Here is a 19,910-nt window from a genome sequence, read left to right on the forward strand (position 1 = left end):
CCGGTGAAATGCAATTGATAGAACATGGTCAGCGATACCGGATTAGCAAGTCGCGTAGCGACGTAATATTGGTAGAAAACGACAACATTAATGAACGGCGAAAATCGCGTAGCGATGTAACAACCACGCAAATGAACAAACTGATCCGTAACATTCTTTGGGCGATATGGGCCATCGCATTACATCCGGCCATCGCGCAGGACCGCCCGAACATCCTCTGGATCGTGAGCGAGGACAATACGACCCTGCTCGGCAGTTACGGCGATAAATTCGCGACGACGCCTAACTTGGACAAGTTCGCGACGGAGAGTATCCAGTACAAAAATGCTTTTTCGACGGCTCCCGTGTGTGCGCCCTCGCGGAACACGCTCATCACGGGCATGTACCCGCCATCGCTCGGGACCGAGCATATGCGCAGCACCTACCCGTCGCCTGCATTCGTGAAGTTTTTCCCAAAATACCTGCGGGAGGCTGGTTACTACACGACCAATAATGCCAAAAAGGACTATAACACGACGGATCAGCTTGATGCGTGGGACGAATCGAGCAACAAGGCCACTTATAAAAACCGGAAGCCGGGCCAGCCGTTTTTTGCAGTATTTAATTTAAATGTATCGCATGAAAGCTCGCTTCATGAGCCGTTGCCTGCATTAAAACATGATCCTGAAAAAGTGCCGCTGCCGCCTTACCACCCGGCGACGCCTGAACTGAAACACGATTGGGCACAGTATTACGACAAGCTGGAAGAAATGGACCGGCAGTTTGCGAAGCTGCTCAAAGAATTGCAGGATGAGGGTTTGGCCGAAAATACCATTGTCTTTTATTATGCGGATAATGGAGGTGTGCTCGCCCGAAGCAAGCGGTTTATGTACGAATCTGGCCTGCATGTGCCTTTGATCGTCCATTTGCCGCCGAAATATGCACATCTGGCGAGGGAAAAGCAGGGTAGTGTATCCGACAGGCTCGTTACATTCCTCGATTTTGCGCCTACTGTTTTGAGTCTGGTGGATATCAAAGTACCCGATTATATGCAGGGCGGTGCATTCCTGGGCAAGCAACAGAAGCCCGAGCCGCAATATGCATTCGGTTTCCGGGGTAGGATGGACGAGCGGATCGATATGTCGCGATCGGTGCGGGACAAGAAGTTTCGCTATATCCGGAATTATTTGCCTAACAAAATTTATGGTCAGTACCTGGAATACCTCTGGCGGGCGCCGTCGGTGAAGTCGTGGGAAGACCTGTACAAGGCCGGCAAACTGAATGCGGTACAGTCCAGATTCTGGGAGCCCAAGCCGGCTGAGGAGCTTTTCGATGTGGATGCCGATCCGCATAATATCAAAAATCTTGCGGCTGATCCTAAATACAAAAAGGAGCTGGAAAGGCTGCGGAAGGCCAACGGACAATGGGTGAGGAGTTATAAAGACGTCGGTTTTATTCCGGAGGCCATTATTTATGAAATTGCTAAAACGACGCCTTTGTATGATTATGCTCGCAGCGGCAGGTATGATCTGGAAAAAATCGTTTCGACAGCCGAAATAGCATCCTCTCGAAATCCTGCGAACACGCAGGTGCTGATCAAGGCATTGAGCGACAGCGACCCGGTAGTTCGCTACTGGGCAGCTACGGGCCTTACCGTTTTGAAAGCTGCAATCGGCAAAGCTGCATTGCAAAAAGCATTGCAGGACCCGGAAATAGCCGTTCGCATTGCCGCGGCAGAGGCATTGTACATAACCGGTGCCGACAAACCCGGCGCTATTTCAACACTAACCGCCGCATTGAAAAGCGACAATCCTTACGCACGCCTGCAAGCGCTCAATATCCTCGATCTGACCGGCAAAGACGCCGCGCCGGCCATTACCGATACCGAGAAGATCGCAGGGCAAAAGGCGGGAATGTTTGATTATGATATCCGTGCAGCCAAAGTGTTGCTGGAAAATTTCAAAAGTTCGAAGTAGAAAAAGTCGATAGCAGAGGCCAACCACCGAAAGCAGTAATCACTTTAAACACATTTTAGATGAAAACTTTTAAACCATTGTTCGTATTGGTGTGGTTGCTTCTTGCCCACACCGCCCTGAATGCCCAGACCACGGCAAACGCGCAAACAGCTCCCAAGCGCGACCTGGTGTCATTTGAAGAATTTGAGTCACGGCTGAGCAAGGCCGGAAAGAATGCACAGATCCTCGATGCCCGTCTGCCCGAGGAATATGCGCAGAACCACCTCGAAGGTGCCACGAGTTTCAGCGTAGCCAACGAAGCCGATTTCTCGAAGGCCATCGCGAAGCTGGACAAGAGTAAGCCGACCTTCATTTATTCCATTGCTAACGGCCGCAGCGGCAAACTCGCCAAAGACCTGCGCGACCAGGGCTTCAAAGACGTTACCGAACTGCCGGGCGGGCTTAGCAAATGGATCGGACTCGGCAAGCCGGTAGTGTCCACCGTCGGCCCCGGCCTCTCGCTGAGCGATTACCAGGCCTCTCTGAAATCGGACAAGCTCGTCCTCGTCGATTTCGGCTCGCGGTACTGCGGTTCCTGCAAGCGGCTGGCGCCTGTCGTGGATTCTATCAAACACGAGCAGGCTAATGCAGTGAAAGTGATCAATATCGAAGCCTATGAAAACAAGGCGCTTACCAAAGAATTGGGCGTTACCGCATTGCCTACGTTGATTCTTTACAGAGGTAACCAGGTGGTTTGGAAGAAAACCGGTGTAACGCCGAAAGGGGAGATTGAAAGGGTACTGGCGGAGGCGAATTTGTGATGGAACGCTGGGGAAACCCGGGATAAGAAACGCCCATCTAGTAACGGATGGGCGTATTGCTTAAAGGTACTAACCTCGCCTGGTATCAGAAAGACTTATTGTTCTGGTAGAGTCTTTCAAGTGTTTCTATAGCTTTTTGTCGTTTCTCTCTAAAAAAGGGGGCATTTGCCAACCTTATAAGAGTCTCATCGTCGATTATATCGATGTCTTTTTTGATAGCTGCATCGTCTTTTTCAAGTTTTTTCTTTTCGACCATACTTGCGGTTTTCATAATGTGAGCTTTTGGGTTATAGAAATTTACAAATTATTTACGCCTGATCAAAATCTCCTCATATTCGATTCCCCTGACATAGTCGACAATCTTTCCGGATTGAATTCCTTGTATCAGAAATTCACTGGAAAGGCAATCCCAATTCGATTCAATAGCTCTTTGATATAACAGATTTCTCTGATTTCGACCTGCTCGGATTGATTTCGAATCCAGGTACCCCTGAAAAAACAATACTGCTTTTTTATTCTCGCGAAGGAATCGCACAGCAACTTGCGCAACGGTTGCAATCACTTTCGGCATATCTCCATTATTAGTTCTGACACTGTCGTCGATTGTCCATTCATCACTTTTGATTCTGATATCGCCGAAAGCGAGGTTGTAGTGTTTCCCATGAGGCACATCTATCAATGGCCTTCTTATCGGATCAATGATTATCATTTTTCTGATTCTCCCATAAAAACCTTCGCTTACGAAAGTGAAAATGTGAGTTCCAGGTACGGAATGGACAGCGTAAACTTCTTTGTTCGACATCATAGTGTGCTTAAACAAACCCAAAGCGCACTACTACATCCCCCTTCATCTCATTTACATCACCAATGATCATCCGGCACAAAAAACCGCCCATCCGGTTTAGCGAATGGGCGGTTGGTAAAATGTCCTGAAAAGCTAAACTCAGAATATAAACTTCGTACTCAAAAAGTTCGAAGTATCCTCATGCACGATCTCGTTGATCAACTGCTTGTTGGCCGCGTTCATTTTGAAAGCGACCAGCGAACGGATCGAGAAGGCGCGTATGGCGTCGGGGACGGAGAGCGTGCCTTCTGCGCTGTCTTTGCGGCCGGTGAACGGGAACACGTCCGGGCCGCGTTGGCATTGGGTATTAATGTTCACACGGCTCACCTGGTTTACCAGCGGGTCGATCAGGGCGGCAACCTCGTCGGCATTGTTACTGAAAATGCTGACCTGCTGGCCGTGGGTCGATTCGATGAGGAATTCAATGGTTTCTTCCAGGTCGTCGAATGGTACCACCGGCACTATCGGGCCGAATTGCTCTTCGTGGTACAGCTTCATTTTGTCGTTCACCGGGTACACGACAGCCGGATAGAAAAACGATCCTTCCGATTTGCCGCCGTTTTCGTTGACCACTTTTGCCCCGTGCGCTTCCGCGTCGGCAATGCAGTCGTTGAGGTACTCGATCTTGTTGGTTTCAGGCAGCGGAGTGAGCGCAACGCCTTTTTCCCACGGCATTCCGAATTTCAGTTCGGCAACGGCCGCGCTGAATTTTTGGAGGAATGCGTCGGCTACGCTGCGGTGTACCCATATGATTTTCAAAGCGGTACAGCGCTGGCCATTAAACGATAACGATCCGGTAATAATCTCCTTTACAGCCAGTTCAAGATCGGCATCTGGCGTGACGATGGCGGCATTTTTGGCGTCCAGGCCCAATACAGCACGCAAACGGTTCACTTTTGGGTGGGATTTCTTCAATTCGTTGGCAACCTTGCTCGAACCGATCAACGTCAGGACGTTAATTTTACCGGATTGCATCAGCCCCGGAATGATGGTATTACCGCGACCGTAGATCACATTCACAACCCCTTTCGGGAAACAGTCGCGGAACGCTTCCTGCAATGGATAATGCAGCAACGTACCGAATTTCGGAGGTTTGAACAGCAATGTGTTACCCATGATCAGTGCTGGGATCAGGGTCGTGAAAGTTTCGTTGAGGGGATAGTTGAATGGTCCCATACACAATACCACACCCAGCGGGGAGCGCCTTACCTGCGCCGCAATGCCGTCGACGATGTCGAAACCGGATGAATCGCGGTCGAGGTTTTTGAGCGAGTCGATGGTGGCGTAGATGTATTCAACTGTACGATCGAATTCTTTAACGGAGTCGGCAAATGATTTACCGATTTCCCACATGATGAGCTTGACGATGATGTCCTTTTTCTCGATCATCCGGCCAGTAAATTGCTCGACGCAGTGGATGCGCTCGGCAACACCCATCGTGGGCCATTCGCCGCGCCCACTGTTATAGGCGGCAACGGCAGCGTCCAGCGCTTCCGATGCTTCAGTGGCGGTGCATAGGGGGTAACTTCCGATCAGCTTGCGTTCGAGGCCATTGGCCGTTGGCACGCAAACAGGGGAGTAAACTTCATGGAACGGCCCGTCCCAGCTCTTCATTTCGCCATTGCAGAGGTACTCGCGCTGGTGGACCAGGGATGGCAGGCTGAACTCCGCAGGAATGTCTTTTTCTTCAACAAAGATGCCCCTTAACGTGGAATTGAAATCCATTGAATCAGATTTTTGTGGATAAGAATTGATTAAAAAAAAGCGCATTTGGATAATGACGAAGTTTCGCAATTATATCCTTATCAACAAGTCGGATTTTGACGAAGTTTTATCTAAACCTGATTTCTTCTTGCCATTTTGAAGAAACGTGTCATCAGGAAGACCGATGCCATCGTCAATCCCAGGATTAGACCCAGCCACATCCCCGACGAACCCATTTCGAAATGGAATGCGAGGGTATAGCCGACGGGAATGCCGATTACCCAATAGGCTATACCAATCAGGATGGTGGGTGTCTTTACATCCTTAATCCCTCTCAGTAAACCAGCGCCAATAGCCTGGGTGCTGTCGGAAATCTGAAAAACAGCTGCAAAAAGGAGGAGTAATGCCGCCAATGTAACCACCTCGGTGTTGTCATTGAATGCTATCGGCAAGTGGTTACGCAAGAGGCCGAACGTAATTGCGCAGAATGTGCCGTAGATTAATGCAGTGACGAGCGTACTTTTGCCGATTACGAAAATTTTCTGCCAGTCATTGCGCCCCAGCGCGTTGCTCACGCGTATGGAGCCCGCCTGCGCGAGGCCCATCGATACCATAAATGTGAAAGAGGCACAGCTCAGCGCGATCTGGTGCGCCGCTTGCGACACCGCCCCCAAAGTACCGATGATGATGCCCGAAACCGCGAATGCCCCGGCTTCCATACCGATCTGCAAGCTGCTCGGCACGCCTATGTGCAGCAGCTCACGCCAGGTCTGCCATTTGAAATACCATTGGTTGCGGCTTACTGCTATGTATTTTTCAAAAGTTTTATGTCTTAAAATCACGAAAAGCAACGCCAGGAACATCATGCCGCGGGTAATGAGTGTCGCCCAGCCTGCGCCTTCGAGTTCGAGGCGGGGGAAACCCCAGTTGCCGTAAATGAGCAGCCAGTTGAGCATAATGTTAACGGGCATACCGGCCAGGGAGAAGATCATCGCGGTGCGTGTATGTTCGAGCCCGTCGGCGAACTGCTTTAAGGTCATAAACAGCAGCATTGGAATAATGGAAAGCCCCATGAGCCGCATAAACGGAATCGCGAGCTCGACCACCTCCGGGTCCTGGCCGAGGTTACGCAGGTAATCTTTTCCAAAAAGCAATGTGATGGAAATGGCTAGTGCGGTAAGCGTGCAGAGGCAAAAACCATTGAACAAATAATGCGAAACCTGTTGCGCGTCGCGGCGGCCGTTGGCGAGGGACACCATCTGCGAAACGGAGATCGTCATGCCGATACCGATCACGAACGGGATATTCATCGCATTGATCACCAGCGCGGCTGCGGCAAGTTGCTTGTAGCTGATAGCGCCGACCATGGCACTGTCGATAAGGTGGAGGGCCATTTGGGCCAACTCTCCGATGATAATGGGGAATGCTAATCTTAAAGTTTGTGATGCTTCGTTTTTCATGGCTGGCGTGAATCTGCAAAAAGACTGCAAAGGTACAAAAATCCCCCGGAGGGTCGGAAAGTTCATTTTAATATATCATTATGGTAGAGTAAAATAGCAGGTTAAAGCGGTTTGTATGGGTAGCAACTTTTAAAGTGATTTGAGAAAATATTACAACAGGATAATGGCTATCAGAAGCAGTTTGAAGCAGGGCTTTCGTGTAGGGAAGTCGCGTGGTTTTGTGGGGTTTGCATGGGTTCTCGGGATGTTGGCAATGGCGCCCGCCCTGGCGCAGAATAGTGGGAAATTGAAGGTTACAGGCAAGATTATCGATGGCGCGAGCAATGCGCCGCTGGGGTACGCGAGCATCCGCCTCTTCAAAACGGCCGACAGCTCGTTCGTTTCAGGCGCGATCACGGACGAGACGGGTGGTTTCATAGTGGATATCCCGGCCGGTACCTATTATGCATTGTCCGAATTCATAGGTTATAAACCCCAATACACTACTAATATTAAAGTGAGTCCCGCCAATTCTCCGTTGGATTTGGGCGCTATAAAAGTAGCAGCTTCCGCCAGGACGCTCGACGAGGTGACCGTTCAGGCGGAGAAAAGCTCGATGGAGCTGACACTCGATAAAAAGATATTCAATGTAGGTAAGGACCTGGCGAATGCCGGGGGAAGCGCGGTCGATATCCTGACCAATGTGCCCTCGGTAGCGGTGGACGTGGAGGGGAATGTCAGTTTGAGAGGTAGCGGCAATGTACGCATTCTCATCGACGGCAAACCATCGGGGCTGGTCAGCATCAAAGGTGCCAGCGGACTGGCGCAGTTGCAGGGCAGCATGATCGAACGGGTGGAAATCATTACCAATCCATCGGCACGGTATGAGGCCGAGGGGATGGGCGGCGTGATCAATATTGTGTTGAAAAAGGAGCGTAAAGAAGGCATTAGCGGCTCATTCGATATCATTACCGGGCATCCTACCAACTTTGGCGGAGCGGCGAATGTCAATTACCGTAAGAAGAACCTCAATTTCTTCATTAATTACACTATGTCGTACCGGAACACACCGGGTAGGAATTACGTGTACCAGGAGCTTTACCGTAACGATTCCACTTTCATCATGGAGCGTGACATGAAAAGCAACCTGAAAGGAATGGCGAACAGTGCGCGGGGCGGTATCGATTATTATTTTAATGCCAAAAACGTCCTCACAGGCGCGTATACCTGGCGCACGAGCAAAGGCAAACGTTTTTCGACACTCAATTACCGTGATTACCTGTCGACCCTCAACAATATGACAAGCTACACGCGCCGGACCCAGGATGAAACGGAAACGGAACCGAATTCGGAGTATGCGTTGACCTACAAACGAACATTCAACCGGAAAGGGCAGGAGTTTACAGCCGATGTGCGCTATCTCGATAACTGGGAGGATTCGGACCAGTACTACCACGAGAATGTGTACAAGCCTGATGGCAGCCCGTCGGGCATTCCGCCGTTATTGCAGCGTGCGGTAAACTATGAAACGGAGAAACAGTTGCTTTTCCAGGCCGATTACGTGCATCCGTTTGGGAAAGATGGCAAGATCGAGGCAGGTGGACGAAGCAGCTCGCGGGATATGACCAACGATTATACCGTGACCCAGCAAAACAGCGACGGCGGTTGGACTACATTGCCCGGGCTTACCAACGATTTTCTTTACGAGGAGAATATCAATGCCTTATATGGAATGATCGGTAACAAAACCGGCAAGCTTTCCTACCAGGGTGGCGTGCGGGCGGAATGGACGGGTGTTACCACCACGCTACGGACCACGAACGAGGTCAACGACCGCAAATACGCCAACCTGTTTCCGAGCGTGCACATTACCTATGATTTTGCCAAACAGAACGCACTTCAGTTAAGTTACAGCCGCCGCGTCCGCAGGCCACAGTACAACGACCTTACGCCATTTGCCACTTATAGCGATAACCGCAATTATTGGAGTGGAAACCCCGACCTGAACCCGGAATTTACCAATGCATTTGAACTCGGGCATATCAAGTACCTGAATAAAGGTTCGCTGACATCTTCCATTTACTATCGTCATACCAACGGCAAGATCATCAGCATCCGCACCGTGCAGGACGATGGCAGCTCCTACACCCGTCCCGAAAACCTTGGAACGGAAGACGCTTACGGGGCCGAATTTGCCGGTTCTTTCAACCCGTACCCATGGTGGAAGCTCGACGGTAGCGCCAATTTCTTCCGCGCGATCACGGATGGAACGGGCGTGGACGAGGAGTTTCAGAGCGATACTTACAGCTGGTTTGTACGCGCCATGTCGCGGTTTACCCTTTGGAAAAATACTGATGTGCAGTTGAGAGGCAATTACGAAGCGCCTCAGCAGACCCCGCAAGGCCGCAGAAAAGCATTAGCCACGCTCGATCTGGCCGCAACAAGGGACATTTTGAAGGGTAACGGCACGCTCACACTCACCGTAGTGGACGTATTCAATTCGAGAAAATTCAGGTCGATCACCGAAGGGGCGAATTTCTACGCCCGCAATAGCTCTCAGGGCCGTTTAAGGCAGATTAATCTTACTTTAAATTATCGCTTGCATCAGGCGAAAAAGAAACCGAAAGAGAGTCTGGAAGGGGAATTTTAATGGGAATTAAATTTAGTTTACGGTTTTTATTGCCTACCTTGTATATTCCTATCAGGGGATTGACTGCTACCGTACCTCGAAAAGGTTGAATGTATTGAGCGACCTTTATGTTATTCCAAGACTACTTAAATTCGGGCTATGAGCACAAAACCAAATAAATCTATTTTCCTGGCCGACGACGATGAGGATGATTGCCTCTTGTTCGAGGACGCGCTCAGGGAAGTGAGCACTTCTGCCGAGCTATTGACGGCAAGTGATGGGGTCGAGCTGATTGACCTGATGGAGAAGACTGTACCGCCTCCGCCGGACGTCATTTTTCTGGATTTGAACATGCCCCGCAAAAATGGTTTCGAATGCCTGGACTATATCCGCAAAACCAAAGCATGGGAGCATATACCGATAGTGATTTTTTCCACTACCGGGCAGGAAGAGATGGTTAGGAAAGTGCATGAAAAAGGGGCTAACTTCTTCATCCGTAAGCCGGGGTCGTTTCCTAAGCTGAAACAGGCTATCAAGCAAGTCCTTGATATCGACTGGACCAAGCATAGCTGGACGCCAGCCCCGGAAAACTTTTATTATCAATATTGACTTCTCACGGCTTGTCCACTTATTTTTGAAAGTATCTTCTTCTTGAAACAAGTGGACAAGTCGAAACAAGTTTTTCAGCAGACTTCCGAAAATGACGTAAGTCGTTTCCAACAGCCGCAGGTGAATCCGCCGGTAGAAGGTTCTACGCTCGCAAAGACGGTGCTCGATAGTGCGGCACTCGACAGCGCGGCGCTCGATAGCGAAAGTAAATTCAGGAATGCCGTAAAGCAGGCACCGGTGGGTATGGTAATCCTGCGCGGTGAAGATTTTGTTGTGGATATGGTCAACGACACCTATCTGCACATTGTCGATCGCAATGAAGAACAATTGGCGGGAAAGTCGCTTTTTGCGGGACTTCCCGAGGTGCGGGAATATGTAGAGCCGATACTCCGCAATGTGTTGCGCACAGGTATGGCTTATCACGGCAATGAGTTCGAAGTGACGCTCCGGCGCTTCGGACAGCCCCAACTCTGCTACTTCAACTTTGTTTATCAACCGCTCTTTGAAGAAAACCCCGGGAATGCTTCTGGCATCTTCGTCGTGGCTACCGAGGTTACCCAGCAGGTTTTGTCCAAGCAGGCGCTTCAACGAAGCGAAAATCAATTTCGAAATCTTGTCACGCAATCGCAGTTCGCAAAGGCTATTCTCAAAGGGCCGGGGCTGGTAATCAGCATTGCGAATGAGAGTATGCTCAATATCTGGCGGCGCAGCCTCGACGAGGTGGTTGGGAGAAGGCTTATCGACGTCTTTCCCGAGCTGGAAGAGCAGAAGTTCATCGAGTTGCTGAACGACGTCTATAATAACGCCAAAATTCATCGCGAAAGTGAGGCGGTGGCTTATGTCGACGGACCTGGTGGCTTGAAAAAGCATTATCTCGACTTTCAGTATGCCCCTATTTTCGAGGTGGATGGCAGTGTGTCCGGAATTATGGTGTCGGTGAGCGATGTTACCGACAAGGTGACGTTACGGCAGCAGTTCGCTGAAACCGCTGATCGCCTTTCATTAGCGACGGAAGGTACGCGCCTTGCAACCTGGGATTTGAATATTCAAACGGGGGAAATCATTCATTCGGGCAGATTGGCGGTGATTTTCGGCTACGACGAAACCACTGTGCTGAGCCATCGCGAAATGCGGGACCAGGTACACCCTGAAGACCGCCGTAATATTGTAGAAAAGGCGTTTCAGGCCGCGCTCGAAACAGGTACTTATTACTATGAGGCTCGGATTATCCATCGCGATCAGTCGGTTCACTGGATACGGACACAGGGAAAGGTGCTTTTCGACGAGGCACATGTACCTCAGCGGATGCTCGGAACTATGATGGACATTACCGATCGCATGGAGTCCGAAATCGCCCTGAAAACCATCGAGGACAAGTTCCGGACACTGGCCGATTCGCTTCCCCAGTTTGTATGGACGGCCGATGCGAATGGGACCCTCAATTACTTCAACCGCTCGATGACCAGTTACTCCGGCCATACGGGCGAGGAATTGGAACGGGACGGATGGCTACAACTGGTCCACCCCGACGAGCGCGAGGAAAGCCTGCGGCTTTGGAACGCAGCGATCAAGGAGGGGACCGATTTTGTGTTCGAACACCGTCTGATGCGTTTCGATGGCGAATACAGGTGGTATCAATGCCGGGCGATTCCGCAATACAATAGCAATGGCATGATCGAAATGTGGGTTGGGACGAGCCTGGATATCCACGATAACCGGTTGTTTATCGATCAGTTGGAAACGAAAGTGCAGGAAAGGACCCAGCAGCTGATTGTCGCGAACAATGAGCTCATTCGTACGAATATGGAGCTTGCGCAGTTTGCCTACGTGGCCAGTCATGATTTGCAGGAGCCCTTACGAAAGATACAGACCTTCGCTACGCGCATTTTGGAAACAGAAAGTGCCAATCTTTCGGAACGGGGAAAGGATTATTTCAACCGTATGCAGTCGTCGTCCACGCGTATGCAACAGCTGATCGTGGACCTGCTGGCTTTTTCACGTGCTAATGTTGTCGAAAAACACCTCGAACGTGCCGATCTGAACCAGGTGCTGCAAAATGTGAAGGAGCAGCTCAGCGATGTGATCCAGGCTGAAAATGCCATCATTACAAGCGACGAACTGCCGGTACGGGACGTGATTGTATACCAGTTCGAACAGCTGTTTATGAACCTGATTGCCAATGCGCTGAAATTCATAGGCCGGGACAGGTCGCCGGTCATCGAGATCCGCTCAGGCGAAGTGCCTGGTGCAGCCATTCCGCTGGCCGGGGCCGACGCAACGCGGCGTTATCAGTACATTTCCTTCGCCGATAATGGGATTGGCTTTGATCCGCAATACAAGGACCGTATTTTTCAGGTATTCCAAAGGCTGCACAACCGCTCGGCTTATGAAGGCACCGGAATCGGGTTAGCGATATGCAAGAAGATCGTGGAGAATCATAAAGGACTGATCGACGCTGTCGGAAAGCCGGGCATCGGGTCGACATTCATTATCTACCTGCCCTTCGGAGTGGAGAACTAGCTCCTACCGTCAGAAACTTTACTCCGCCCTGTATAGGTAATGGCAATGCCGATGAGGATAACGACGCCCCCGCCGATCATTTGCGCCGTAATTTTTTCCCCGATAAACATCCAGGCGAAAAGCCCCGTTACCACCGCCTGACTCAAAAGGCTGAGGGAAACGCTTTTGGCATCCATTTGCTTCACCGCCGCACTGATCGTCAGCCAACCGATCAGCTGGCAAACCAATCCCTGTATGACAAAAACACCCCAGATTACCGGTTCAAAGTGCCAGAGGGGCTGGTCAAAAACGAGGCATATTACAAACAGGTAAATGCTCGATACCGCCATACTGACCGTCATGAAGCTGACGATGTCAATCTTGTCCAAAACCGTTTTGCTGATCAGCATGTAGGAGGCGTAAAGAACGCCGGAAAGCATAGCCAATGCGAAACCGAGATCGAGCGTCATGGATGTAAATGTGTCCAGGCCTATCAGGATCACCATCCCGATAAGAGCGACTAAGGTGCCAATCCAAAAGCGAGGCCCCGGTTTGTCCGGCAGAAAGAGAAAGGTACCCACGCCCACCCACACCGGCGAGAGGTTTGTCACCAACGTGGCCTGTGTTGCGTTGGAATAATGGATGGAAAGGTTCCAGACCGCGATATCTGAAGCAAAAATGATTCCGCAGAGTACGACGGGTAGCCAGAGTGCACCGGTAGGTAATGTGAATTTCCTGCGAAAAAATAAATAAGGCAACAAAAACAGCAATCCCAGGAGCATCCGGTAAAACGCGGAAGTAACGCCCGACACAGGCGCCCATTTCACAAGTACCGGGAAAATGCTGATACTGATGATCCCGATCATCAGGTTAATGCGGGGATTTGACATAAATCGGATAAATTGACGGCAAAGATAAGGAATCACTTAAACCGGACCGACGTTGCGCGAGATCGACCGTTATTTCATGGAAAAACCCGAGCCAACCGGGAGTTGCCTGCTGGCATTACGGCAGCTCGTGTTGTCTTTTGACCCACAAATCCAGGAAGTCTGGCAATACAAAATGCCATTCTACAAACTGGGACCCAAACGGCTTTGCTATTTGTGGGAAGAAAAGAAAACGGGCAGGCCATACCTGGGCATCGTGGATGGTTACCTGATGGACCACCCGTTGCTGATCGCGGAAAAACGGTCAAGGATGAAAATACTGCTGATCGATCCGACGGAAGACCTCCCGTGGGAAACGATACGGGAAATACTGGAAAGAGCGAGCGCTAATCTTCGCTTTCAATAACTTTTACGCGGCCGATATCGCCGGATTCCAGCCGTACCTTAATGCCGTGGGTATGCACGGGCGCCTTCGTTAAAATGTCTTTCACAATTCCCTGCGTCAGTTTGCCGCTTCTCTGGTCTTTTTTGAGCACGATGGAAACGGCAAGTCCGGGTGCGATATTCTTTCTTTCGGTTCCTGATAATGAAGACATGTCTAAGCTGCTTTCGCGGTTTTTATTTTTTGCAGGATTTTGATTTCATCGATCGAAATGGTGCTGATCAGCTCGAAAAGCCCGTTAATCGTTTTCAGATCGGATAGCATTTTGCGCACTGGCGATTGGTCGGCCTTTTCGATACCCAGTTCCTTGATCTCTTTCTTACGATTTGCAAGCAATTCCACAAGTCGCTGGTTCTGGGGCAGCGATTCCCGGACTATTTCCAGACCGTTGCCCGCTTTCCCGTCAATAATGTCCGTAGCAGCCTGTAATTGCCGGTCGATCTGCCGGATCATCATTTCAAATTCCACTGAGAATTCGGAGTATTCCAGCGTCTGAGCGTACGTCGACAGCGAGGCAATGTAGGAGGTAAGCATATGGCTCGTCGCAACGAACTGGTGATATTCCTCCATATTCATTTGTTGCCGCTTGGGCTCGGAAAGCATCTTTTGAAAGTTGTCCGAAAGGTTGGCCATTGCAATGATCGCATCCTTTCTTAATAATTTCAATTCGTTGATATCGAGTTGCTTGCCCGTGAATTTTGCCGCTACAATATCAAAATATTTCCTGTTTGCGACCAGCGCCTCTTTCATATATTGTTTGATCTGCGAATGCTCCCACACCGGCAACACATAAGACGAAATAATGTAAGCGATGAGCGATCCGATCACCGTATCCACCACTCGGTCCTGCAAAACAGCCGTGACATGCTGTGGATTAAGAAAATGGAACGATAAGATCACATACAGCGTGATGCTCGTGGATGCCACGAAATAATTGATTTTCAGGAAGCTGTATGCCAGGATCATCGAAACCATCATCAGGATAAACAAAGGTGTGCTGTCCTCGATCAGGTATAGGAACAGAAACCCTACCGCCACACCCAGGATAGTCCCGCCAATCCGGTGAATATTCCGTTGTTTGGTAATACTGAATGCCGGTTTCAGGATCACGGCGATCGTCAGCAATATCCAGTAACCATGCCCCACGGCGAAAAACAGTGAAGCAATATACCCGGCCAGCAGGCCTAGCGTGACCCGTACTGCATGCCGGAAATGGCTCGATTTCAACGAGAGGTTGTCGAGGAGAATGCGCGGATGGTAATCCTGTTTGGGCGTGAAATCTTCAGCGTCGACGGTCAGTTTATAATTATTACTGATGTCTGCCTCGTATTTCGTAGCCCGGTGCAGTTTCTTCACGCGCTCTGTAACGTCCTGCAAGCTGTTGAGGATCTGCCGGAGCATGATGAAATCCTCCATATTGTCGTGGTTCATCTTGTGCTCGCGCATGCGCTCGAACGCGCGCTGACATTTGTTGAAGGCTTCGTCAAGGTCGTGGCGCGGGTGCGAGGCATAACCGCTCTGTACGGCCAGCCCGATCTGCTGTATTTCAGCAGCAAGCCAGGTAATGTAGGTGCCAAAAAGCCGCAGCACTTTGGTATGGTCGAATGCCCGGTGCAGGTTGGCGTAGTTCTGCTGTGAATTGAGTATCCGTTCGAAAAGGTCAATGCTGTCGAGGAACATCAGCATCAGTATCCGGCTTTTCGTAGTCGATTCGGTGACTATTTCCCGCGTTTTGAAAAGAATTTCACGCAGGTTCTCATGATTTTCGCGAAGGATTACCTGCTGGTGAACCATCCGGTTGAAAAGCTCGTCGTAGTCGGGCTTGGCGAAATAGTAGTCGGCCTTGATGGAAAGCAACTTTCCCAACTCTACAAAATTCTCGCCCAAAAGCTGCTGAATGAGCTTGTAGGGAAGAAGTTTTTGCAAAACCATAAACAATATGAAGTACCAGATCCCGCCCGCAGAGAATATCGCCGCAGTACGAAAGACCATGTCGCCGCTAAGGTGGTCATCAATATTAAATACAAAAACGAGTAGCGAAATAAGCCCGATGCTGTTCACGCGGTTACCATATACGCCGACCAGCGAGAAAAACATCCCGAATACAATGATTTCAAGAAAAATAATAAAATGGAAATGCCGGAGATAGCCAGTAATGCAGGCAACGAGAAAGCAGGTCACGATAGCCACCAGCAATGCATTCCGCCGCCGGTGGTAAGGCCCGGGATTATCGGTGCCACCGATCAGCAGCGTACCGAGCGGGAAGGCGATCATGTCGCTCAGAATGCCGTAATGTTGAAAAATCAGGCTAGGGATGATCGTCCCGAGGGTTAGACGTACACCGGTCGACAGGTAATGGCTGGAAATGAACTTTTTGAACTCGTCGAGGTAATTCATGGAATCAAATCACGGTGTGCTATTGCAATACTACTATTTTAATTTTCGCAACCCAACAAAAGGCGTACCAAATTTTAATGCCTGCGAGAGGGCATATTTCTCTCCGCTCCGGACTGTTTTTTATATATTTGGAAGGGATTAGGAGAAGTAAACCGGAGAAAATTTGGAATGTTCCTCCAATCTACGAACCATCGCTATCCCGTTATAGTTCTATTTCCAGTTCGACTTCAACCAAAAGTTTCCACATTTTGAGAAAAAGGATCCGACGTAACGCAAGATTGGTCCGTTACGTAGTTTACAAAGAGACACTGATAGACTTCAAAGACCACTTCTGGACTTTTCTGGGCTCATTCCTCGGTATCGGTCTCATTGGTCTGCTCAACGAGAAACAGTTTACTGATTCCGATTCATTATTCCTGATAGGCTCCTTCGGGGCGTCGTCTGTGCTGATTTACGGCATTGTGAACAGCCCGCTCGCACAGCCGCGCAACCTCATAGGCGGGCACGTGTTATGCGCGCTCGTGGGTGTGACAGTGCATAAAATCATCCCTGATCAGATCTGGCTGTCGTCTGCATTTGCAGTTTCGGTATCTATTGTATTGATGCAGGTAACCAAAACATTACATCCTCCCGGTGGCGCTACGGCGCTGATCGCCAACATCGGATCCGAAAAAATCAAGGCGTTGGGTTATATGTATGTGATTAGCCCGGTACTCAGCGGCGTGCTGATCCTCCTTTTTGTGGCCGTTATGGTAAACCGTTTCGCTGCGCACCGAAAGTACCCGGCTAATAAAAACTGGTACAAAGTGTGGGAGCGGAAATATTTTACAAGGGTTTAAAAACAAAAATAGCTGCTCTTTCGGGCAGCTATTTTCATAGGATAAGAAACTTATATTATTCGTCGGAACCGATTTTGCCGATCGCTTTATCGATCACGTATAAACCTGTTCCGTCTTCGCCGATTACGTCGAAAAGCTCGATTGCGCGGCGTGCATTGTCTTCTTCTTCGATTTGTTCGCTAACGAACCATTGCAGGAAGTTCTCGGTTGCGTAATCTTCTTCCTTGCGGGCTGCCGTAACGATACGGTTAATCGACTGGGTTACCGCGATTTCGCTTTGAAGCGCCGTTTCAAAAACGCTTTTGAAAGTAGGATATTCCTGTTTTACGCCTGAAACCTCGGGAGAGATCGCTGTGCCGCCTACCGTCATCAGGTAATTGAAGATTTTCAGCATATGGCCGCGTTCTTCGTCGGATTGGTGGAGGAAATACTTGGCGCTGTGTTTGAAACCGTTGCGGTCACACCACGAAGCCATTGCAAGATATTTGGCAGAAGCCTCGGCTTCCATCTTCACCTGGTTATTCAAAAGTATCTCTATCTCCTCTTTGAGGGAAGTACGTGCTCTTAGTAAGTCTTTCATGATTTTGCTTGTTTATTCGTGTATTAACAAGTGCAAATATCATGCGAAAGTTCATGATTCCAAATCGTTTTAGAAATTTGGAAACGGTCTAATATAGTCTGAATGAGTAATTTAGACTAATTCTTGTTCCGAATAGAGCAATTGGTGCAGCATGGAGTTGAGCTCGATCGCGAAGTGCGTACCGTTCACCAGTTCACGCAACTGGATCACTTCGCAGAGCGTCATTTTGTGACCGATATTGAGTTGGGGAGCTTCAACGAACTCATAGTCAGACTCGTCCGACAGGTCGAAAATTTTGCTGTGGATATCGATGCTATTGATAAACCGGCGGAAATTCAAAAAATCCGTGATTTTAAAAGGAGCTTTGATTTCGCCAAAGTGAAGGATAATACGGGAAGTTAAATCACACTGTACGCTGTAACCTTTCGCGGTACTGAACAATTCATTCTGGGTATTCACTGACAGCAAGGAATTTGAATCGTGGAAATTGTTACACAAAGATAGATTCAAACTTTTTGTCAAGCAAGTTTATTTGTAAGCAATCTAATTAAAATGCCGCCGGTTAAAACCGACGGCAACATAGATATTTCAATTAGCCGCTTTCGCCCAGTTATCGCGCAATGTCGATGTCCGGTTGAATACCAGTTTCTCGGCCGTACTATCCGGGTCCTTGGCGAAGTAGCCTTTGCGGAGGAACTGAAATGATTCACCTTCCTGCGCTTCGAGCAATGCCGGTTCTGCGTAGCCGGTGATGACGTGCAATGAATCCGCATTGAGGTAGTCTTTAAAATCACCTTCTTCCGACGAAGGATCTTCGACCGAAAAGAGGCGGTCGTAAAGCCGCACTTCGATTTGAGCCGCGTGGACGGCGGAAACCCAATGCAGCGTTCCCTTCACATTAATGCCGGTCGTATCTTGCCCACTTTTGCTGTTTTCAACGTAAGTGCAGCGAACTTCCGTGATTTCTCCGTTTTCATCCTTCACAAAATCGTCGCACTGGATAATGTATGCTCCTTTCAGGCGAACCATTTTGCCAGGCGCGAGACGGAAGTATTTTTTCGACGGTATTTCCATGAAATCTTCCTTTTCAATGAAGATTTCGCGGGTGAAGGGAATTTCGCGGTTGCCGGTCGAAATGTCTTCCGGGTTGTTTTCGCTGTGGCACATTTCTGTAACGCCATCCGGGAAATTGGTGATGACCACTTTCAGCGGATCGAGCACGACCATCCGGCGTAATGCTTTTTTATTGAGGTCTTCGCGGACGCAGAATTCAAGCAGCCCTACATCCACCATATTTTCACGTTTGGCAATGCCGATCCGGTCGCAGAAGTCGCGGATACTGAATGCCGTATAGCCTCTCCGGCGCATTCCACTGATCGTCGGCATACGGGGATCATCCCAGCCGCTTACGTGGCCTTCCTGTACCAGTTGGAGCAGTTTACGCTTGCTGGTAACGGTGTAATTCAGGTTCCGACGCGCAAATTCGTATTGATGCGATGTATAAATCCCGAGTTTTTCGATCAGCCAGTCGTAAAGCTCGCGGTGCGGGGCAAATTCCAGCGTACAGATCGAGTGCGTGACGGTTTCGATGGCGTCGCTTTGCCCGTGCGCGAAATCGTACATCGGGTAAATGCACCATTTATCGCCCGTACGGTGGTGATGCGCATGTTTGATCCGATACAAAATAGGGTCGCGCATGAGCATGTTGATGTGCGCCATGTCAATTTTGGCACGCAGCGTCCGGCTACCATCCGGAAATTCGCCGTTTTTCATTTGTTCGAAAAGTGCAAGATTCTCTTCCACGCTACGGTTGCGGTAAGGGCTGTCTTTCCCCGGCTCGGTAGGCGTGCCTTTCAGCGTCGCTATCTCCTCGGAAGTCGAGTCGTCCACATAAGCGAGCCCTTCTTTGATCAGCTTGATGGCGTAGCCGTAAAGGGTGTCGAAATAGTCGGACGCATAGTTCTCGTTTTCCCATTCGAAACCCAGCCAGCGGATGTCATTCTTGATATTTTCAACGTATTCGGTGTCCTCGGTCACCGGATTGGTATCGTCAAATCGCAGATTGGTATATCCCGGAAATTTCTTGGTCAGCCCGAAATTCAGGCAAATGCTGGTAGCATGCCCAATGTGCAGGTAGCCATTAGGTTCGGGTGGAAAGCGTGTAATAATCTGGGTATATTTTCCTGATTGCAGGTCAGTCTCAATAATCTCCTCGATAAAATTCAGGCTTTTCTCTTCTTTTTTCTCTTCCGTAATCATACTAAAATGAAATTTTCCAATTTTCAA

Annotated in this window: 17 protein-coding genes; 7 read left to right on the forward strand and 10 right to left on the reverse strand. The window is 49.5% G+C overall.

Features of this window, described 5'->3' with window-relative positions:
* The first annotated feature begins 8 nt into the window (after positions 1-8).
* Positions 9-1,955, forward strand: coding sequence for a sulfatase-like hydrolase/transferase (locus AAHB90_RS02940; protein WP_342083411.1), 1,947 nt, complete (start codon positions 9-11; stop codon positions 1,953-1,955).
* A 59-nt stretch (positions 1,956-2,014) separates the two neighbouring features.
* On the forward strand, positions 2,015-2,755 hold the full coding sequence (locus AAHB90_RS02945) for a thioredoxin domain-containing protein (RefSeq protein WP_342083412.1): 741 nt from the start codon (positions 2,015-2,017) through the stop codon (positions 2,753-2,755).
* An 85-nt stretch (positions 2,756-2,840) separates the two neighbouring features.
* Here the strand turns inward: AAHB90_RS02945 and AAHB90_RS02950 are convergent, their stop codons facing one another.
* The 4 genes from AAHB90_RS02950 to AAHB90_RS02960 form a co-directional block, all read right to left on the reverse strand.
* Entirely contained in the window at positions 2,841-3,026 is a 186-nt protein-coding gene (locus tag AAHB90_RS02950; protein WP_342083413.1) for a hypothetical protein, read from the reverse strand.
* A gap of 33 nt (positions 3,027-3,059) precedes the next feature.
* Positions 3,060-3,560 (reverse strand): DUF6934 family protein, encoded by a 501-nt coding sequence (locus tag AAHB90_RS32725; protein ID WP_446717868.1) that lies wholly within the window; start codon positions 3,558-3,560, stop codon positions 3,060-3,062.
* 138 nt (positions 3,561-3,698) lie between these two features.
* Positions 3,699-5,324, reverse strand: a complete 1,626-nt coding sequence (locus AAHB90_RS02955) for an NADP-dependent glyceraldehyde-3-phosphate dehydrogenase (protein WP_342083414.1) — start codon at positions 5,322-5,324, stop codon at positions 3,699-3,701.
* Between the two features lie 110 nt (positions 5,325-5,434).
* A complete protein-coding gene (locus AAHB90_RS02960) occupies positions 5,435-6,763 on the reverse strand; it encodes an MATE family efflux transporter (protein WP_342083415.1) in 1,329 nt (442 codons plus the stop codon).
* A 244-nt stretch (positions 6,764-7,007) separates the two neighbouring features.
* Here AAHB90_RS02960 and AAHB90_RS02965 point away from each other — a divergent pair, with 244 nt between their 5' ends.
* From AAHB90_RS02965 to AAHB90_RS02975, 3 genes are all read left to right on the forward strand, one after another.
* Complete coding sequence (locus AAHB90_RS02965) at positions 7,008-9,392, forward strand: TonB-dependent receptor domain-containing protein (protein WP_446717877.1); 2,385 nt, start codon at positions 7,008-7,010, stop codon at positions 9,390-9,392.
* Between the two features lie 138 nt (positions 9,393-9,530).
* Positions 9,531-9,980, forward strand: coding sequence for a response regulator (locus AAHB90_RS02970; RefSeq protein ID WP_342083417.1), 450 nt, complete (start codon positions 9,531-9,533; stop codon positions 9,978-9,980).
* Between the two features lie 51 nt (positions 9,981-10,031).
* A complete protein-coding gene (locus AAHB90_RS02975) occupies positions 10,032-12,500 on the forward strand; it encodes a PAS domain-containing sensor histidine kinase (RefSeq protein ID WP_342083977.1) in 2,469 nt (822 codons plus the stop codon).
* Here the strand turns inward: AAHB90_RS02975 and AAHB90_RS02980 are convergent.
* The gene (locus tag AAHB90_RS02980; protein WP_342083418.1) at positions 12,497-13,369 is read right to left on the reverse strand and encodes a DMT family transporter; all 873 of its coding nucleotides are present in this window, start codon (positions 13,367-13,369) and stop codon (positions 12,497-12,499) included. The genes AAHB90_RS02975 and AAHB90_RS02980 overlap by 4 nt on opposite strands.
* 76 nt (positions 13,370-13,445) lie before the next feature.
* On the opposite strand from AAHB90_RS02980, the gene AAHB90_RS02985 reads away from it, so the two are divergent.
* Positions 13,446-13,772: a DUF1801 domain-containing protein gene (locus tag AAHB90_RS02985; protein ID WP_342083420.1), complete on the forward strand. Its 327-nt coding sequence runs from the start codon at positions 13,446-13,448 to the stop codon at positions 13,770-13,772.
* On the opposite strand, the gene AAHB90_RS02990 is transcribed toward AAHB90_RS02985, so the two are convergent.
* Both AAHB90_RS02990 and AAHB90_RS02995 read right to left on the reverse strand, forming a co-directional pair.
* The gene (locus AAHB90_RS02990) at positions 13,753-13,962 is read right to left on the reverse strand and encodes a YwbE family protein (RefSeq protein ID WP_342083421.1); all 210 of its coding nucleotides are present in this window, start codon (positions 13,960-13,962) and stop codon (positions 13,753-13,755) included. The genes AAHB90_RS02985 and AAHB90_RS02990 overlap by 20 nt on opposite strands.
* Positions 13,963-13,964: 2 nt before the next feature.
* Entirely contained in the window at positions 13,965-16,205 is a 2,241-nt protein-coding gene (locus tag AAHB90_RS02995; RefSeq protein WP_342083422.1) for an FUSC family protein, read from the reverse strand.
* Between the two features lie 245 nt (positions 16,206-16,450).
* On the opposite strand from AAHB90_RS02995, the gene AAHB90_RS03000 reads away from it, so the two are divergent.
* On the forward strand, positions 16,451-17,044 hold the full coding sequence (locus AAHB90_RS03000) for an HPP family protein (RefSeq protein WP_342083978.1): 594 nt from the start codon (positions 16,451-16,453) through the stop codon (positions 17,042-17,044).
* Positions 17,045-17,099: 55 nt separating this feature from the next.
* On the opposite strand, the gene AAHB90_RS03005 is transcribed toward AAHB90_RS03000, so the two are convergent.
* The 3 genes from AAHB90_RS03005 to AAHB90_RS03015 form a co-directional block, all read right to left on the reverse strand.
* Entirely contained in the window at positions 17,100-17,624 is a 525-nt protein-coding gene (locus AAHB90_RS03005; protein WP_342083423.1) for a ferritin, read from the reverse strand.
* A 111-nt stretch (positions 17,625-17,735) separates the two neighbouring features.
* Positions 17,736-18,083, reverse strand: coding sequence for a hypothetical protein (locus AAHB90_RS03010; protein ID WP_342083424.1), 348 nt, complete (start codon positions 18,081-18,083; stop codon positions 17,736-17,738).
* Between the two features lie 129 nt (positions 18,084-18,212).
* A complete protein-coding gene (locus AAHB90_RS03015) occupies positions 18,213-19,883 on the reverse strand; it encodes a glutamine--tRNA ligase/YqeY domain fusion protein (protein ID WP_342083425.1) in 1,671 nt (556 codons plus the stop codon).
* Between the last annotated feature and the right edge of the window lie 27 nt (positions 19,884-19,910).

Origin of the sequence: Dyadobacter sp. OTU695 (assembly GCF_038440355.1) — a bacterium.
Taxonomy (GTDB): domain Bacteria; phylum Bacteroidota; class Bacteroidia; order Cytophagales; family Spirosomataceae; genus Dyadobacter.

Bases quoted from the DNA above. Each gene is read 5' to 3' on its own strand.
- AAHB90_RS02940 (WP_342083411.1), top strand. From the start codon at position 9: ATGCAATTGATAGAACATGGTCAGCGATACCGGATTAGCAAGTCGCGT.
- AAHB90_RS02945 (WP_342083412.1), top strand. From the start codon at position 2,015: ATGAAAACTTTTAAACCATTGTTCGTATTGGTGTGGTTGCTTCTTGCC.
- AAHB90_RS02950 (WP_342083413.1), bottom strand. From the start codon at position 3,026: ATGAAAACCGCAAGTATGGTCGAAAAGAAAAAACTTGAAAAAGACGAT.
- AAHB90_RS32725 (WP_446717868.1), bottom strand. From the start codon at position 3,560: ATGATGTCGAACAAAGAAGTTTACGCTGTCCATTCCGTACCTGGAACT.
- AAHB90_RS02955 (WP_342083414.1), bottom strand. From the start codon at position 5,324: ATGGATTTCAATTCCACGTTAAGGGGCATCTTTGTTGAAGAAAAAGAC.
- AAHB90_RS02960 (WP_342083415.1), bottom strand. From the start codon at position 6,763: ATGAAAAACGAAGCATCACAAACTTTAAGATTAGCATTCCCCATTATC.
- AAHB90_RS02965 (WP_446717877.1), top strand. From the start codon at position 7,008: ATGTTGGCAATGGCGCCCGCCCTGGCGCAGAATAGTGGGAAATTGAAG.
- AAHB90_RS02970 (WP_342083417.1), top strand. From the start codon at position 9,531: ATGAGCACAAAACCAAATAAATCTATTTTCCTGGCCGACGACGATGAG.
- AAHB90_RS02980 (WP_342083418.1), bottom strand. From the start codon at position 13,369: ATGTCAAATCCCCGCATTAACCTGATGATCGGGATCATCAGTATCAGC.
- AAHB90_RS02985 (WP_342083420.1), top strand. From the start codon at position 13,446: ATGGAAAAACCCGAGCCAACCGGGAGTTGCCTGCTGGCATTACGGCAG.
- AAHB90_RS02990 (WP_342083421.1), bottom strand. From the start codon at position 13,962: ATGTCTTCATTATCAGGAACCGAAAGAAAGAATATCGCACCCGGACTT.
- AAHB90_RS02995 (WP_342083422.1), bottom strand. From the start codon at position 16,205: ATGAATTACCTCGACGAGTTCAAAAAGTTCATTTCCAGCCATTACCTG.
- AAHB90_RS03005 (WP_342083423.1), bottom strand. From the start codon at position 17,624: ATGAAAGACTTACTAAGAGCACGTACTTCCCTCAAAGAGGAGATAGAG.
- AAHB90_RS03015 (WP_342083425.1), bottom strand. From the start codon at position 19,883: ATGATTACGGAAGAGAAAAAAGAAGAGAAAAGCCTGAATTTTATCGAG.